The organism is Rahnella sp. Larv3_ips (assembly GCF_003697865.1).
GTDB lineage: Bacteria > Pseudomonadota > Gammaproteobacteria > Enterobacterales > Enterobacteriaceae > Rahnella > Rahnella rivi.
The window spans coordinates 296,638-313,151 of sequence record NZ_MJIB01000004.1 but is presented as its reverse complement, the minus strand read 5'-3'; the positions used below and the strand labels follow the sequence as shown (position 1 = coordinate 313,151).

Annotated in this window: 17 protein-coding genes; 8 read left to right on the top strand and 9 right to left on the bottom strand. The window is 54.1% G+C overall.

Annotation, left to right across the window (positions count from 1 at the left end):
- Positions 1-55: 55 nt before the first annotated feature.
- The 3 genes from cmoA (at position 56) to ED901_RS03845 (ending at position 2,136) form a co-directional block, all read left to right on the top strand.
- Positions 56-799 carry a carboxy-S-adenosyl-L-methionine synthase CmoA gene (gene cmoA / locus ED901_RS03855; RefSeq protein WP_056769494.1) on the top strand — a complete coding sequence of 248 codons (744 nt, stop codon included), beginning with the start codon at positions 56-58 and terminating at the stop codon, positions 797-799.
- Positions 796-1,767 (top strand): tRNA 5-methoxyuridine(34)/uridine 5-oxyacetic acid(34) synthase CmoB, encoded by a 972-nt coding sequence (gene cmoB / locus ED901_RS03850; RefSeq protein ID WP_122094896.1) that lies wholly within the window; start codon positions 796-798, stop codon positions 1,765-1,767. Before cmoA ends, cmoB begins: the two co-directional genes overlap by 4 nt.
- 225 nt (positions 1,768-1,992) lie before the next feature.
- The gene (locus tag ED901_RS03845) at positions 1,993-2,136 is read left to right on the top strand and encodes a hypothetical protein (RefSeq protein WP_371414280.1); all 144 of its coding nucleotides are present in this window, start codon (positions 1,993-1,995) and stop codon (positions 2,134-2,136) included.
- A gap of 462 nt (positions 2,137-2,598) precedes the next feature.
- Here ED901_RS03845 and cutC read toward each other — a convergent pair whose 3' ends face one another.
- The gene (gene cutC / locus ED901_RS03840; RefSeq protein WP_122094892.1) at positions 2,599-3,357 is read right to left on the bottom strand and encodes a copper homeostasis protein CutC; all 759 of its coding nucleotides are present in this window, start codon (positions 3,355-3,357) and stop codon (positions 2,599-2,601) included.
- A gap of 121 nt (positions 3,358-3,478) precedes the next feature.
- Between cutC and ED901_RS03835 the strand changes: the two genes are divergently transcribed.
- Positions 3,479-4,627 (top strand): MalY/PatB family protein, encoded by a 1,149-nt coding sequence (locus ED901_RS03835; protein ID WP_122094890.1) that lies wholly within the window; start codon positions 3,479-3,481, stop codon positions 4,625-4,627.
- Here ED901_RS03835 and ED901_RS03830 read toward each other — a convergent pair.
- Positions 4,624-5,184: a VOC family protein gene (locus ED901_RS03830; RefSeq protein ID WP_122095609.1), complete on the bottom strand. Its 561-nt coding sequence runs from the start codon at positions 5,182-5,184 to the stop codon at positions 4,624-4,626. The genes ED901_RS03835 and ED901_RS03830 overlap by 4 nt on opposite strands.
- Positions 5,185-5,402: 218 nt before the next feature.
- Between ED901_RS03830 and argS the strand changes: the two genes are divergently transcribed.
- Complete coding sequence (argS, locus tag ED901_RS03825; RefSeq protein ID WP_056769482.1) at positions 5,403-7,136, top strand: arginine--tRNA ligase; 1,734 nt, start codon at positions 5,403-5,405, stop codon at positions 7,134-7,136.
- 66 nt (positions 7,137-7,202) lie between these two features.
- On the opposite strand, the gene murJ is transcribed toward argS, so the two are convergent.
- The 4 genes from murJ to rimJ all read right to left on the bottom strand — a co-directional run bounded on the left by murJ (position 7,203) and on the right by rimJ (position 11,080).
- Complete coding sequence (gene murJ, locus ED901_RS03820) at positions 7,203-8,738, bottom strand: murein biosynthesis integral membrane protein MurJ (protein ID WP_122094888.1); 1,536 nt, start codon at positions 8,736-8,738, stop codon at positions 7,203-7,205.
- A 167-nt stretch (positions 8,739-8,905) separates the two neighbouring features.
- Positions 8,906-9,817, bottom strand: coding sequence for a Gfo/Idh/MocA family protein (locus ED901_RS03815; protein WP_122094886.1), 912 nt, complete (start codon positions 9,815-9,817; stop codon positions 8,906-8,908).
- Between the two features lie 12 nt (positions 9,818-9,829).
- Positions 9,830-10,483, bottom strand: a complete 654-nt coding sequence (locus ED901_RS03810) for a YceH family protein (RefSeq protein WP_122094884.1) — start codon at positions 10,481-10,483, stop codon at positions 9,830-9,832.
- Between the two features lie 9 nt (positions 10,484-10,492).
- The gene (gene rimJ, locus ED901_RS03805) at positions 10,493-11,080 is read right to left on the bottom strand and encodes a ribosomal protein S5-alanine N-acetyltransferase (protein ID WP_056769474.1); all 588 of its coding nucleotides are present in this window, start codon (positions 11,078-11,080) and stop codon (positions 10,493-10,495) included.
- A 212-nt stretch (positions 11,081-11,292) separates the two neighbouring features.
- Between rimJ and mdtH the strand changes: the two genes are divergently transcribed.
- From mdtH to ED901_RS03790, 3 genes are all read left to right on the top strand, one after another.
- On the top strand, positions 11,293-12,498 hold the full coding sequence (gene mdtH / locus ED901_RS03800) for a multidrug efflux MFS transporter MdtH (protein ID WP_122094882.1): 1,206 nt from the start codon (positions 11,293-11,295) through the stop codon (positions 12,496-12,498).
- Between the two features lie 156 nt (positions 12,499-12,654).
- Entirely contained in the window at positions 12,655-13,302 is a 648-nt protein-coding gene (grxB, locus tag ED901_RS03795) for a glutaredoxin 2 (RefSeq protein ID WP_056769471.1), read from the top strand.
- Positions 13,303-13,449: 147 nt separating this feature from the next.
- The gene (locus tag ED901_RS03790) at positions 13,450-14,013 is read left to right on the top strand and encodes a lipoprotein (protein ID WP_056769470.1); all 564 of its coding nucleotides are present in this window, start codon (positions 13,450-13,452) and stop codon (positions 14,011-14,013) included.
- A gap of 65 nt (positions 14,014-14,078) precedes the next feature.
- Here ED901_RS03790 and ED901_RS03785 read toward each other — a convergent pair whose 3' ends face one another.
- From ED901_RS03785 to ghrA, 3 genes are all read right to left on the bottom strand, one after another.
- The gene (locus ED901_RS03785; protein WP_122094880.1) at positions 14,079-14,663 is read right to left on the bottom strand and encodes a molecular chaperone; all 585 of its coding nucleotides are present in this window, start codon (positions 14,661-14,663) and stop codon (positions 14,079-14,081) included.
- Between the two features lie 60 nt (positions 14,664-14,723).
- Positions 14,724-15,464: a phosphatase gene (locus ED901_RS03780; RefSeq protein ID WP_056769465.1), complete on the bottom strand. Its 741-nt coding sequence runs from the start codon at positions 15,462-15,464 to the stop codon at positions 14,724-14,726.
- Between the two features lie 66 nt (positions 15,465-15,530).
- Complete coding sequence (ghrA, locus tag ED901_RS03775) at positions 15,531-16,472, bottom strand: glyoxylate/hydroxypyruvate reductase GhrA (RefSeq protein ID WP_122094878.1); 942 nt, start codon at positions 16,470-16,472, stop codon at positions 15,531-15,533.
- Positions 16,473-16,514: the final 42 nt, after the last annotated feature.

The window sequence follows — 16,514 nt, the reverse complement described above, 5'->3', positions numbered from 1 at the left end:
CTAAAATCTGCCCTCAACTTTTTACCCACACTCTTTTCTGGCCTGACTCACCACTATGGCAAACCACGATACGCTTTTTTCTGCACCAATAGATAAGCTCGGCGACTGGACGTTCGATGAACGTGTGGCCGAAGTTTTCCCCGATATGATCCAACGTTCAGTACCGGGATATTCCAACATCATTTCGATGATTGGTATGCTCGCCGAACGCTTCGTTCAGCCTGATACGAATGTCTACGATCTCGGTTGTTCGCTGGGTGCCGCCACGCTGTCGATGCGTCGCAACATTAAGGTGCCGGGCTGCGAAATTATTGCTGTCGATAACTCCCCTGCCATGGTAGAGCGCTGCCGCCGACATATTGATGCTTTCCGCGCCGAGACGCCGGTTACCGTCATTGAATCGGATATTTTGAACATCGAGCTGAAAAATGCCTCGATGGTGGTGCTTAACTTCACCCTGCAGTTCCTCGAACCTGACGATCGTCAACGCCTGCTCAATCAGGTGTTTGAGGGAATGCGTCCGGGAGCGGCGCTGGTGCTGTCAGAAAAATTCAGCTTTGAAGATAAAGATGTCGGCGAGTTACTGTTCAATATGCATCACGATTTCAAACGTGCGAACGGCTACAGTGAACTGGAAATCAGCCAGAAACGCAGCATGCTCGAGAACGTGATGCTGACCGACTCCGTCGAGACACATAAAACCCGCCTGCGTCAGGCCGGTTTCCAGCACACGGAAGTCTGGTTCCAGTGCTTTAACTTCGGCTCACTGATTGCGCTGAAAGCCGGAGAAGCACAATGATCGATTTTGGTGATTTTTACCGCGTTATCGCCAAAGGGCCGTTAAGTCCGTGGCTCAATACCCTTCCCTCCCAGCTGACCGCCTGGCAAAAAGAGTCGCTGCACGGCAAGTTCAAACTGTGGTTCAACTCCGTCGACCGCCTGCCGCTGATCAAGCCAGAACGTCTGGATTTGCTGCACAGCGTCAGCGCTAATATGGAAGTGCCTTTACCGGACGGTCAGCGCGAAGGCATTGAAAACCTGCTGCGCAATATGATGCCATGGCGCAAAGGCCCGTTCTCATTGTATGACGTTGAAATCAATACCGAATGGCGTTCTGACTGGAAATGGGATCGCGTTCTGCCGCATATTTCCCCCCTGACCGGACGTACGATTCTGGACGTTGGCTGCGGCAGCGGTTATCACATGTGGCGCATGATTGGCGCAGGCGCACATCTGGCGGTCGGTATTGACCCGATGCAGTTGTTCCTGTGCCAGTTCGAAGCGGTGCGTAAATTGCTCGGTGGCGACCAGCGTGCGCACTTATTGCCGCTGGGCATTGAACAGCTGCCTGAACTCAATGCTTTCGACACCGTATTTTCAATGGGTGTGCTGTATCACCGTCGCTCGCCGTTGGATCACCTTTACCAGTTAAAAAACCAGCTGGTCAGCGGCGGCGAACTGGTGCTGGAAACTCTGGTGGTCGAAGGCGACAGCCAGCAGGTGCTGGTGCCAGGCGACCGTTATGCACAAATGGGCAATATCTACTTCATTCCTTCCGCTGATGCGTTAAAGGACTGGCTGGTGAAATGCGGTTTTGTTGATGTGCGCATTGCCGACGTCAGTGTCACCACCGTCGAAGAACAGCGCCGAACCGACTGGATGACCAGTGAGTCACTGGCCGAGTTTCTTGACCCGAACGATCCGACCAAAACCATTGAAGGCTATCCGGCACCGCGCCGCGCCCTGCTTATCGCCCGCAAACCATAACGCCTGCCCTTCCCTCCCGTCGCCCGGCGGGAGTTTTAATGTCGACACTTTCCTACACGTTCTGTAACACCATCAGCAACAACTTAAGTGAAAAAGGGCTAACCTTTTAGGGTTGGCTATCCGTTTGTTCTGACAGAGATCGTCGTTTACGTGTTGGGAGGAAATATGAAGTTCCCTAATGGCAGTATCGTTAAACACAGATCCGGAGACATCAAAGGTTCCGTCATGAATACTTTTGAATCGGCAAAGGGAGTGGTGTCGTACTACGTCACGTGGGGGGATGGAACCAGCAGCCTGCACCAGGAAAATGAGCTGCACTGGGCCAATATTGACGTCGCAATCCGGATTAAAAATTTCTACGAAAAGTAACCTGCCTGCAAATAATCCCCCGTCACTGGCGATAAACCCGCCGGGTTTATCGCTTTTATCTTACGTTAACGCGTGCTGTGTTACAGGCCTTTGTAAAGCTTCTGCTTTTTGCGCTTTATTAATGGATTGATGGATGCCGTTTCGTGTATAAAATCGTCCAAACTCCTTCATCTGATCGCGATGCCCCCGCCTCGCGGAGAACGTCATGCGCAGAAAAATCCGCTTCCTGTTAGACAGAGCCTTTATCGTTTTTGGCCTTTTCATTATGTGTCTGGTCGTCAAAGCTGGCATGTTTGGCGTGGCGCTGCTGACCTGGGGCTGAAAGCACGGCAGCAGGACTGCCTCGTTGCCGTAATTCGCGCGCAAAAAAAGCCCCGCCAAAATGACGGGGCCTGGTACTTGCGCAGGGCGACGCAATAAGGGTCGTAAGACCCAATTAAATCTGTTCAAACCTTGCGTCGATCACGCGGAGCGGGATATTTCATCGTCGAACTGCAATGTGTTTTTCATTGCGGCAACAATATCGCCATCCACGCAATAACGACTGAATTCATCAAAATCTGTGTCAGAACTCATGGTGACACCGGCTTTACGGTAGCGCATGGCTGATTTCACCTGACGCCCCGCCGAACTGTGCAATTCTGTCAGCCCGATATCCACGAACTTTTGCAAATTGGTCAGACGCACACCTGCGCCTGCCATAATGATAGGACCACGCGTTAGCTGATTCAGTTCCCGAAGCATCGGCAATCCGACTTCGGCATTCTGTTGCTGGCCAGAAGTCAGAATGCGCGCCACCCCTAACTGAGTCAACTGCTCGAGCGCGACCTTCGGATTGAGGCACATATCGAAGGCTCGGTGGAACGTGACCGCCATATCTGAGCACAGCGCCATCACTTCCCACATGCGCGGCATATCGATATGCCCTTCCGCATCCAGCATCCCGACCACGATGCCGGGGAAACCCATATCACGCATACAGGCAACGTCACTTTTCAGCACGTCGAATTCACTCTGGCTATAGCAAAAGTCACCACCCCGTGGCCGAACAATCGGATGCACCGGGATAGTCACTTTTTCCCTCGCCAGTTTGAGGGTACCGTAGCTCGGGGTGATTCCCCCGTCAGCCTGGCTCGCGCACAACTCGACGCGATCTGCACCGGCCTGCTCTGCCGTTAACGCACAATCTACGCTGTAACAACACACTTCTAACTTAGTCATGTGACCTCTCCTGAAAACGGCATTATGCTACAACACTTGTTTGTAACCGACCATGTCGCGTAGGCTCTTACAGATGAGCATCCCCGCCCAATTGCTAACTGCTTATTTAGGAAAACTAACTATGACACTCAATTTTGATTTATGGGTAGACCGCAGTCACAGCGATAGCCTTAAGTGGCATAAATACAATAATCAGGATGTCATTCCGCTTTGGGTAGCAGATTCCGATTTTACCGCTCCGCCTCAGGTGATCACCGAATTACAACAACGCGTCGCCGAGGGCGTTTTTGGGTACGGTTTTACCCCACCTGAACTGACTGAACTCGTGGTTCACCGCATGCGCGAGCGCCACAACTGGCACATTAAACCTGAGTGGATTGTCTGGCTGCCGGGCCTTGTTTGTGGTCTGAACGTCGCGGTACGCGCTAACGTTACTCAGCATCAAACCAGCCTGTTACCCATGCCGATATATCCGCCATTTATTCAGGCCGCACAGTCAGAAGGCCGCGGTTACAAAGCCGTGCCGGTCATCCAGCAACATCAACGCTGGGTGGCGGACTTCGCCGCAGTTGAAAGCCAGCTTGATGGCAGCGAAAAACTGTTGATGCTGTGCAATCCGTACAATCCGGGCGGCACGGTGTATCGCCGCGAAGAATTGCTGGAGCAGCAGGCGTTCGCACAACGTCACGATCTCGTGGTGTGCTCCGACGAAATACACTGCGACCTGATCCTCGAATCCGGTCTTCAGCACATTCCATTTGCCTCGCTAAATGACGATGCCGCGCAACGTTCAATTACGCTGCTTGCGCCGTCAAAAACCTTTAATCTTGCCGGGCTGGGCGCCTCAATGGCGATCATCCCGAATACTGAATTACGCCGTAAATTCCTCGAAACCAGCAAAGGCATCGTTCCTCACGTCAACATTCTGGCCTTCATCGCGGCAACCGCTGCCTATCGTGACGGAGATGCGTGGCTTGAGGCGCAACTCGATTATTTACGCGCTAACCGTACGCTTGCGACAACCCGCATCAATGCCATGCCTGGCTTAACCATGCTGGCACCGGAAGGCACCTACCTCGGCTGGATCGACGCAAGCGCATTGCCGGTGGCTGACCCATACCGCTTCTTTGTTGACGCAGGCGTGGGCTTTACGTCAGGGGCGGAATTTGGTGCTCCTTCCTTCGTTCGCATCAATTTTGCCTGCCAGCGCGCTTTACTTGAAAAGGCACTGGACCGCATGGATGCCGCCCTGCAAGAGCTGACGCGTTAATCCTCTTCCCTTTCGCTGGCAACAATCTCGCGCAGGCTGTGCGGGTGAAATTTGATCGTCACAGACCCGTCGGTGATCGCCAGCGTCGGGTTGGCCAGCCGCTCATGTTCACCTTTTGGGGCGCTTTGTTTGAGCTTGATGCCCGGCATTATCAGGGCATCGTCGGCAATCAGCGCCAGCGCACGCGTGTACAACCCTTCTTCGTCGCCCGGCAATACAATCTCAATGTGTTCCCAGCCTTCATGCGGATAACGCTTCTCACCAGGGTAAGGTAATTCTACCAGATCGATGTGCAGTGGCCCGACGGTGAGGGGCTCATCCAGCGTAAACAGGCAGATAGGACGCCCGTTAATCTCTGTCTCGTTAAGCAGTGTGCCGCAGCGGGCCAGCCCGGCACGCCAGCGGTCGGCCGTCGTGTTTTGATGGCAGCGCACGGAAATGTGATCGGCGTGAAAATCTGCCAGATTGATCTGCAACTTCGCCGCAAATGTTGTTAACACGCTGACAAAACGCGGTAAATCATCGGCTAAATCCTGTAATTCAGGCACATGTTTCATGGCAGGCATCCTAACTCTTTTCAGTTTGCGAATCTTCAGGGTCGGGTAATTTACACAGGCTTTCATCCGGTTGCCAGAGACACGCCGCAGAATCACGCTTTACTGCGCCACAGACGTGCGCCAATACTGACTCCACAGGCCTGATATGATATAAACACGCATCATTTTCGGTTCATCCGAAACAGAACGGGCAGTTAATCAAAACATAAGGTAATCCGGTGAATATACAGTCACTTCTTTCAGAAAAAGTCAGCCAGGCGCTGATCGCAGCAGGTGCATCTGCCGACAGCGAAGCGCAAGTCCGTCAGTCCGCCAAAGCCCAGTTTGGTGACTATCAGGCTAACGGTGTTATGTCAGTGGCAAAAAAACTCGGCATGCCACCGCGACAACTGGCAGAGAAAGTGGTTGAACTGTTGGATCTGAGCGGCATCGCCAATAAAGTTGAAATCGCCGGGCCGGGTTTCATCAACATTTTCCTCGATCCAGCCTTTGTCGGTGCGCACGTCGACAGCGCGCTGACTGACGCCAAACTGGGCGTCGCGCCGGTGGAACCGCAGACTATCGTCATCGACTACTCCGCTCCTAACGTGGCGAAAGAGATGCACGTTGGCCACATCCGCTCCACCATCATTGGTGATGCGGCGGTACGTACCAACGAATTCCTCGGCCACAAAGTGATCCGCGCCAACCACGTTGGCGACTGGGGCACCCAGTTCGGTATGCTGATTGCTTACCTTGAGAAAGTGCAAAACGAAAATGCCGGTGATATGAACCTGGCTGACCTCGAAGAATTCTACCGCGCTGCAAAGAAAAACTACGACGAAGACGAAGCCTTTGCCGAGCGTGCGCGCGGCTACGTAGTGAAACTACAAGGCGGCGACGACTATTGCCTGCAGATGTGGCGCAAGCTGGTCGATGTGACCATGAAGCAAAACCAGCTGACCTACAATCGTCTTAACGTCACTCTGACTCAGGACGATGTCATGGGTGAAAGCCTGTATAACAGCATGCTGCCGGGCATTGTTTCTGATCTGCAGGCCAAAGGTCTGGCCGTGGACAGTGAAGGCGCTGTAGTTGTCTATCTTGATGAGTATAAGAATAAAGAAGGCGATCCAATGGGGGTCATCATCCGTAAAAAAGATGGCGGCTACCTGTACACCACCACGGATATCGCCTGTGCGAAGTACCGCTACGAAACGTTGGGCGCCGATCGCGTTCTGTATTACATCGACTCCCGTCAGCATCAGCACCTGATGCAGGCATGGACTATCGCGCGTAAAGCCGGTTACGTCCCGGATTCCGTCGCACTCGAACACCATATGTTCGGCATGATGCTGGGTAAAGACGGTAAACCGTTCAAAACCCGTTCAGGCGGCACGGTGAAACTGTCCGATCTGCTGGATGAAGCGATCGATCGCGCCCGTAAGCTTATTACCGAGAAAAACCCGGAACTGAAAGACGCAGAAGAGCTGGATAAGCTGGTCAACGCTGTCGGTATCGGCGCGATCAAATACGCAGATTTGTCGAAAAGCCGTACCACTGACTACATCTTCGACTGGGATAACATGCTGGCGTTCGAGGGTAACACCGCGCCTTATATGCAATATGCGTATACCCGCGTTGCGTCCATCTTTAAACGTGCTGACATCGACGTGAACAGCCTGACACAGCCGGTTGTACTGCGCGAAGAACGCGAAGCGGCGCTCGCCACCCGCCTGTTGCAGTTCGAAGAAGTGCTGACCGTTGTTGCCCGCGAAGGTACGCCGCATACCATGTGCGCCTACCTGTACGATGTGGCCGGCCTGTTCTCCAGCTTCTACGAACATTGCCCGATCCTGAACGCAGAAGATGAAACCAGCCGCAACAGCCGCCTGAAGCTGGCACTGTTGACACAGCGCACGCTGAAAACCGGTCTGGATACACTGGGTATCGAAACCGTAGAACGTATGTAATTCGCGGTTTTGTGAGATTAAAAAAGGGCGCTCAGGCGCCCTTTTCTGTTTCTGTCATTCGTGGAATCAATCCAGACGTCGCGCAAATTCCTTCACCCGGAAACCCAGCAGGCCGAGTACGGCGAAATACGCCACCACACCCGCAGCGACCACTGCCGCAAGTCGCACCAGGCGATAAGCCATTCCGCCCACGTCCCAGGCTGGCATCAGCCACATCATGCCGATAAGTGCAGCGGACATCGCAAGCACCGCCACAAACAGCTTAATCAGGAAGACTTTCCAGCCCGGTTGCGGCTGGAAAATATCCTGCTTACGCAATTGCCAGTAAAGCAATGAGGCATTCAGGCAGGCGGCCAGACCAATCGACAGCGAAAGCCCTGCGTGTTTCAGCGGGCCGATAAACGCCAGGTTCATCACCTGCGTCATCAGCAAGGTAAACATGGCGATTTTCACCGGCGTTTTGATGTCCTGACGGGAATAGAAACCCGGCGCCAGCACTTTTACCACGATTAAACCCATCAGCCCGACGGAGTAGGCGACCAGCGCACGTTGAGTCATCAATGCATCAAACGCGCTGAATTTACCGTACTGGAACAGCGCAACGGTCAGCGGTTTCGCCAGAATGCCCAGCGCCACAGAGCTCGGTAACGCCAGCAGGAAACACAGACGCAGGCCCCAGTCCATCAGGCGGTTATATTCGGCATGATTACCGCTGGAGAAACTGCGTGCCAGCGAAGGCAGCAGGATAGTGCCCAGCGCCACGCCCAGCACACCGGACGGGAACTCCATCAGGCGATCGGCGTAATACATCCACGAAACTGAACCTGAAACCAGAAATGACGCAAAAATCGTGTTGATGATCAGTGAAATCTGGCTTACAGAAACGCCCAGAATCGCCGGTCCCATCTGGCGCATTACGCGCCATACGCCCGCATCTTTCAGGTTCAGGCGCGGGAGTACCAGCATGCCAATTTTCTTGAGGTGCGGAAGCTGGTAACCCAGTTGCAGCACGCCACCGGCGACGACCGCCCAGGCCAGCGCCAGCACGGGAGGATGAAAGTACGGGGCGGCAAATAAAGCAAAACCGATCATGCTGACGTTGAGGAACGTCGGCGCAAACGCCGGAATCGAAAAGCGGTTCCAGGTATTTAGGATCGCCCCCGCCAGTGAGGCCAGAGAAATCAACAGGATATAAGGGAACGTAATGCGTAACAGCGAACTGGTCAGCGCAAACTTATCCGGCGAATCAACAAAACCGGGCGCGGTGATGTAAATCACCCACGGCGCGGCGAACATCCCCAGTATCGTCACCACCGCCAGTACCAGCGTCAGTAAACCGGAGACATAGGCGATAAACGTCCTGGTCGCCTCTTCGCCCTGCTGGGTTTTATACTCAGCCAGGATTGGGACAAAAGCCTGAGAGAATGCGCCTTCGGCAAAGATTCGGCGCAGCAGATTGGGGAGTTTAAACGCCACAAAGAAGGCGTCGGTGACCATGCCGGCCCCAAAAACGCGTGCCACGATGGCGTCGCGCGCAAAGCCCAATACACGTGAAAACATCGTCATGGAACTGACGGCTGCCAGAGATTTAAGTAGGTTCATGTCATTTTTCTTAATTGCCGGTGGGACTTGTAAATCAACGCGTTAATCATCAAAAACCACCCGCCTGTCTCGAAGATGCGCATAGTCTACGCATCCGCTCTGCAATAGCCACCGGCAGTTGTTATATATTGTAACCATCTGAGCCGGTGCCGTTTTATCGCGACGCGTCAGTTTTCCAGCAGTTTCTCAATGAAGGTCTGGGCATAAATCGCCTGTTCGCCGCTGGTTTCCGGTGCGGTCTGGTTGGTCACACAGTCCACAAAGTGTTCAATCGCCCCGACGAATCCGCGCTGCGTCAGCGTGCTTTGCCAGCCCGGCACCGGTGGCTGAGTCAGAACATCTTGCTGTTCTTCACGCCAGAGCCGCATATCGTCAAGCTGATAGAAAGCCCCGTCGGTCACGGCCTGCACGCTTTCACGCGAAGTTCCCGCGCGGCGGTGCATTGAGGTCGTCACCAGCGTTTCACCGCACAGGAAATGGTGTTCGCCGTAAAGCATCTGGTTGGATTCATTCACCTGAATCAGCCCGCTTTCCAGACTGGCATTGCCGCCCGCCAGCCATAGTGCGGTATCAACCACATGCAGATAATCATCCAGTAAAGTGAAACGCAGATCGTTTGGCCCGACGCTGTCGGTGCGATGCTTATCCATGCGCACGGAGGCCGGTTCGCCCATCTGTTCTTTCAACTGGCGATACAACGGCGCATAGCGGCGGTTAAAGCCCACCATTAATGTTTTACCCGCTTTATGCGCCCGCTCAACCAACTGCTCAGCCTGCGACAGTTCCGCTGCCAGTGGTTTATCGACGTACACATGCACGCCCTGCGCCAGCAATTGCCCGACGACATCGAAATGGCTGGCCGTGCTGCTGTGAACAAACACCGCGTCACACTGGCTGGCCAGTTCATCGATGCGGGAGAAACAGGCCATGCGGTAACTGTCGCAAATGGCCTGAGCTTTTTGCTGATTGGGAGAAAAGCCCCCCACCAGCGTCCACTTTTCTGCATGGCTCAGTACCGGCAGATACGCTTTTTGCGCGATGCCGCCCAGACCGATAACTCCAATACGCAATTTACTCACAACCCGCTCCTGTTAATCGGCCAGATGTTGCAACACATTGTCCAGACGCTGCTTCAGTTCTGCCACTTCCGCTTCAAGGGTTTCCACACGCGCAGTCAGATCAGCGCTTTCCGGTGCGGCGCTGAACAGAGGTTCTTCAGCAGCGCTGGCAACATTGGTGACTTCGCCGCTGAACAAATGCATATAACGGCTTTCACGTTTACCCGGTTCACGCGCCAGACGCACGCAGAACGGGCCATCTTCACGGTGGGTCAGTTCTGTCAGCGTTTGTTCAACTTCAGCAACGTCAGAAAAATCATGCAGACGATTGGTGCGCGTACGCAATTCACCCGGCGTTTGTGCGCCGCGCAGCAACAGCGTAGTGACCACGGCCACTTCCTGCGGGGAAAACTTCAGATTGCCAAATTCGGAGTTACAGAAACGATGCTCGTATTTCATGGTGCGCGAACCGCTCAGGGTGCGGATAATGTGCTTTCTCAGCAGCAAATCCAGCGTTTGCTGAACGTCGCTTTCGCTAAACTCCATCACCGGTTCACGGTTGGTCTTCTGGTTGCAGGCCGTGGTTAATCCGTTGAGGGTCATCGGATATTGTTCTGGCGTCGTCAGCTGTTTTTCCAGCAAACAGCCCACCACGCGGGCCTCCCGGGCACTGAGTTCATGTTTCATCTTGCTTCCTTATCGGGACGGGGGTGTCCATTCTCGCCAGGTCAGGGCAGTCAGTACGTGATCCTGCCATTTACCGTCGATCAGCAAATAGTCGCTGGCATAGCCTTCGCGCTCGAAACCAAGGCGCTCGAGCAACTGACCGCTGCGTTTATTGTGCGGCATATAGTTGGCCATAATACGGTGCATTTTTTGCTGACGTTGCATATAACGGATCAGCGACTGCAATGCCTCCTGCATCAGTCCCTGCCCCTGCCATTCCTGCCCCAGCGAATAACCGAGAAAACAGGCGTGAAATGAGCCGCGTAATACGTTGCTGAAATTCGCCACGCCCATCACGCGATTTTCGTCAGGATCGAGCAAAATAAAATAGTACGCACTGCCCTGTTTCTGCATTTCGGTAATCAGGCTCAGACGAGCCTGCCACCCGGAGGGATAACAATGACTTTCGTCTCTGACCGGTTCCCAGGGTTTGAGAAACGCCCGGTTCTCCGCATAGTATTCCGCAAGCCGGTGCGCATCACGATCGTGCACCAGGCGCAGAACCATCCGGTCAGTGGTAAGCCGCACCTTAGGCGCGGCAGATTTATAGCCAAACATCCCTTCCCTCCACATCCCGCATGGGTCGATAAATAGAATTTATAGGAAACCATAAAACATGCCTAATTCTGCCAGTCAGAACGCGGCTTGACGATAAAAAAATATTATCTATAGCGCCCTATCTAAATGCCTGTTTCCGGTTCAGACTGGAACGGTCTTTTCTCCTTTCTGTATCTGCCGGACAGGATACAAATAATCGCTCATGGTGAAGCATGTCTCTGGTATCACAAGCTCGGAGCTTGGGTAAGTATTTTCTGTTATTAGACAACGCGCTGGTTATTTTAGGCTTTTTCGTAGTGTTTCCGTTGATCTCGATCCGATTTGTCGATCAACTGGGATGGGCCGCGATGATCGTAGGTCTGGCGCTGGGTGTCCGGCAGTTAACGCAACAGGGATTAGGGATATTCGGCGGTGCCATTGCTGACCGTTTCGGTGCCAAGCCGATGATCATCACAGGCATGTTGTTACGCGCCGCCGGTTTCGCCACCATGGCTATGGCCGACCAGCCGTGGATATTGATTTTCTCCTGCATTCTTTCCGGCCTGGGCGGCACCCTGTTTGATCCGCCCCGCACGGCACTGGTCATCAAACTCACCCGCCCGCATGAGCGCAGCCGCTTTTTCTCGCTGATGATGATGCAGGACAGCGCCGGTGCGGTGATCGGCGCGCTGATCGGCAGCTGGCTGCTGCAATATGATTTCCATTATGTCTGCTGGGCCGGTGCGGCCATCTTCTGTCTGGCCGCGGCCTGTAATGCCTGGCTGCTGCCGGCTTACCGCATTTCCACCATGCGCACCCCGATGCGTGAAGGCATGATGCGCGTGCTGCGCGACCGACGTTTTCTATCCTACGTGCTGACGCTGACCGGTTATTACATGCTGACCGTGCAGGTGATGCTGATGCTGCCGATCGCGGTTAATGACGTGGCGGGCAGCCCGGCAGCCGTGAAATGGATGTACGCCATTGAAGCCGTGCTGTCCCTGACCCTGCTCTACCCGATTGCGCGCTGGAGCGAGAAAAGGTTCCGCCTCGAACAACGCCTGATGTTTGGCCTGCTGATCATGACGCTGAGCCTGCTGCCGGTCGGGCTGGTCACCTCAATCAATCCGCTGCTGCTGCTCATCGGCTTTTTCTATATCGGCTCGATCATTGCTGAACCGGCGCGCGAAACCCTCAGCGCGTCGCTGGCCGATTCACGCGCACGCGGCAGTTACATGGGCTTCAGCCGCCTTGGGCTGGCGCTGGGCGGTGTCATCGGTTATACCGGCGGTGGCTGGATGTACGATACCGGACGCGCGCTCGAACTGCCTGAATTACCGTGGTTTTTACTCGGCGTCGTGGGCTTTATCACCCTCACTGGCCTGTACTGGCAATTCAACCTCCGACGCATTGAGCCAGCCATGCTCAGCGGCGGCTAATCTCTGTGCTTTACACCGCGCTTTCCGGAGCGCGGTTTGATCTCCCCGCCTTAATTACCCATACTGAATCTTATAGTTAGATAAAATCCGAACCTACATCCGGCATTTTCCACGCACCCTACAGGTCACCGCCGGCGAAAACAGGAGCCATGAAATATGAAACTTTACGTTTACGAACATTGCCCTTTCTGCGTAAAAGCACGCATGATTTTCGGTTTGAAGAACATTCCCGTTGAACTCAAAGTTTTGCTGAATGACGACGAGCAAACGCCGATTTCGATGGTGGGCAAGAAGATGGTGCCTATTCTGCAAAAACAGGACGGCAGTTTCATGCCAGAGAGCATGGATATCGTGAATTACATCGATAAAAGTGACGGAAAACCGCTGCTGACCGGCCCGACGAATGCGGCCATTGCCACCTGGCTGCGCCATGTTTCCGAATACACCGGCCGTCTGTTCCTGCCCCGCTTTGCTACCGCGCCACTGGAAGAGTTCTCCACCCCCGAAGCGCGTAAATATTTTTCCGATAAAAAACAGGCTGCCAGCGGAGATTTTCAGGAGCATCTGAAGCACTCCGACGGATTGATCAAGAAGGTCAGCCAGGATTTACGCGCCCTCGACAAACTGATCGTCGAACCTAACGCCGTGAACGGTGAGCTTTCTGAGGATGACATTCATCTGTGGCCGGTGCTGCGCTCGCTGTCCATTGTTCAGGGTGTTGAATGGCCCTCCCGCGTGCAAGCCTACCGCGACAATATGGCGAAGCAGACGCAGGTCAATTTGCTCACCCGCCTCGCAAGCTAACCTGTCATTGAGCCGGAGATCGTTCTCCGGCTTATTTTTACTTTCCATCTGCGCCCTCAGCACTTAGGCTAATCAGCGTTGTCTGATTGGAGCCATGCCGTATTACGGTCATGCTGACAAATAAAGTGTTCATGTAATGAGGGAAGAATGACAAAACGAATTCTCGGTGCCGCATTTTTGCTGTGCGCCACTGTGCTGACCGGGTGTAACCAGCTCACGCAGTACACCATCAGCGAGCAACAGGTGAATGATTACCTGCAAAAGAACAATAATTTCGAGAAGCAACTCGGTGTACCTGGGCTTGTGGATGCGAAAATTGTTCTGACTCATCTCAGCAGCCAGATTGGCCGCGCTGAGCCGGGCGTCGTGACCCTGACCGGTGACGCCAGTGTGGATATTTCCTCACTGTTCGGTCCTCAGAAAGCGGATATGCATCTGACCCTCAAGGCTAATCCTTCGTTCGATCGCGAGAAAAGCGCCATTTTCCTGAAAGATATGCAGGTGGTGGATTACACCATCAAGCCGGAAAAAATGGACAGCGTGATGAAAGGGCTGATGCCGTACCTGAACAATTCGCTGAAAACCTATTTTGATCAGCGTCCGGCCTACGTGCTGAACGGCGATCGCAGTAAAGGTGAAGCGATGGCGAAGAAACTGGCGAAAGGCATTGAAGTGAAACCGGGTGAACTGGTGATCCCTTTCACTGAATAATCATCGTCCGTAAAAAAGCCCGGCGCATTTTCATGGCCGGGCTTTTTGTCTTTTCAGGGGACGATTTACTGATCGTCTTCCTCGTCATCTTCCAGATCGTCTGGCAGCTGTTCTTCCAGTTCGTCGCGCATCGCCTGCAAGGCTTCACGGCTGATTTCAGACAATGTGCGGTAGAAACCGCTGGTGGCATGCGCTTCCACTTTACCGAGGAACTTGCCACACCACGGGAACAGGAATTCATCAAACAGCGTGATTTGCGCGCTGACTTCATCTTCCTTCGACTGATCTTCCAGCCATGACGCTGCCAGCAGCATTGCGCCGAAATGGTCGGCAGGCCCCTCGCCCAGCGGCATTCCGCGCTGTTGCAGGAAAGTGCGCACATCCATTTCATTCGCGCCTTCCACATAATCACTGCGGAAAGGCGAAACGGCGCATTCTGAACCGACAAACAGATGATTAAATTCAGCCGCCAGCGTTTCAGGGTTGGCGCTTTCCTGTAAACGTATCAGCAGCGCATTTTGTTCCAGCGGCCAGTGCTCACGCAGTTTTCCGTCCTGAATCAGGCCAAAAAGTGGAACCAGTAACGGATCCTGCGGCTGGCGGTAAAACAGCGTACCGAGTACGCGGCAAACAATAGAAAACTCATTCATAACAGTAACCTGATCAGACAATGAAAAGGGCTAAACCCCTGCGATTTGGCGGCGACAATGTCACAGTTCGCTGAGTTCTGCAATTGGCGCACGGCCACGCTTCTCCAGAAAATCCAGGAAACGGCGCGGGCTGACGTTCAGAATACGGTCTTCAGGGAAATCCACTTCACGCAGAATTCGCTCGCAATGTTCAAATCCGCCGAGTGAATAGGCGATATGCGAATCCGACCCCAGCGCCAGCCAGCCACCGGCTTCTTTCACCGCCAGCGCAATGGCGCGGCAATTAGGCTCGCTGCCTACGCGGGAGTGAATAAACGACGAATTATTCAGCTCCAGCGCCACGTCATATTTCGCGGCAGCCGCGGCGACGGCCGGAATGTCTATCGGGTATTTCGGGTTACCGGGATGCGAAATAATATGCACGTCTCCGCCCGCCATCGCGGCAATCATGGCGGCGGTGTGGGTTTCTTTATCGACAGGTTGCATCACCGGCTCGTGGAAACCGGCGATGATCACGTCGATCTCGGTGAGCATCGGGCCGGTACAGTCGATATCGCCATGAATATTTTTAATATTTGATTCGATACCGCGCAGGATGCCAACGCCGTTCACCAGACGCGGCCAGACCCGCATATTCATAAAGTGCCAGTAGTGCGGCGCATCGGCCATATCAGGGCCATGATCGGTAATGGCAAACAGCTTAATGCCCTTTTCCGCTGCTTCATCAATGTAATCATGCAGCGTGCTGTAAGCATGCGTGCTGGCCACAGTATGCATATGTAAATCGACCGGGTACGGCATGTACTCTCCTTGAGAATGTTCCGCTGTGGCTAAATGACCACAGCTTTAATCATGTTAGCAGACTCGTCAGTAACCTCGCGCAAGATCGACACGTCCTGCCGGTTCACGCCCCGCCTCTATCGCCAGAATATTATTCACAATGCTGTCCATCGCCTCTTCCGGCAGCGTGTCCGCCGCCACGTGCGGCGTAATGCTCACGCGCGGATGCGTCCAGAACGGATGCATAGCCGGTAACGGTTCTTCGACAAAGACGTCAAGCGTGGCGGCGGCAATCTGCCCGCTGTCGAGCGCGCGCAGTAAATCGCCTTCCACCAGATGTCCGCCACGGCCGAGGTTAATCAGGTAAGCATTATGATGTAAATATGTGAACAGTTGATGATCGAGAATACCGGCGGTGTGCGGCGTATTGGGCAACAGATTGATCAGCACTTTGCAACCGGTGGCAAATGCCTCCAGCTGGTCGTCGCCGAAGAAACTCTGCACGCCTTCCTGCGACTTGGCACTGCGGCTCCAGCTGCGCACGGTAAATTTCATCCCGGCCAGGGTTTTCGCCACGCTGCTGCCGAGCACGCCGGCGCCGAGAATACCGACGGTAAAATCACTGCGTGAATGCGGCGCAAGAGGTCGCCACTGTTTTTGTTGCTGGAAAAGCTGATATTCATCCATCCGGCGGAAATAGCGCAGCACACTCGCCAGCGCATACTCCTGCATCTGCAACGCCATGCCGGTGTCTTCGAGGCGGATCAGCGGCACACCGGCAGGCAGAGTGCCGGGCTGACGCGCTTCCTGGGTGAGAATGGCATCGACCCCCGCGCCCAGCGCGAAAATGCCTTTAAGCTGCGTTCGCGGCGCCAGCATGGCATGAGGCGGACGCCAAACCAGCGCGTAATCTGCCGGTTCTTCATCAGCCGCATTCCATACGCGGACGTTGGCCTGCGGTAATCTTTTGGTTATTCCGTCAATCCAGGGTTTGGCATCAAATGTAGGGTGGTAAAAAATTATGTTCATCTTTGTGACCTCCGGTGTGCTGATAGATTTCCCTGAATATCA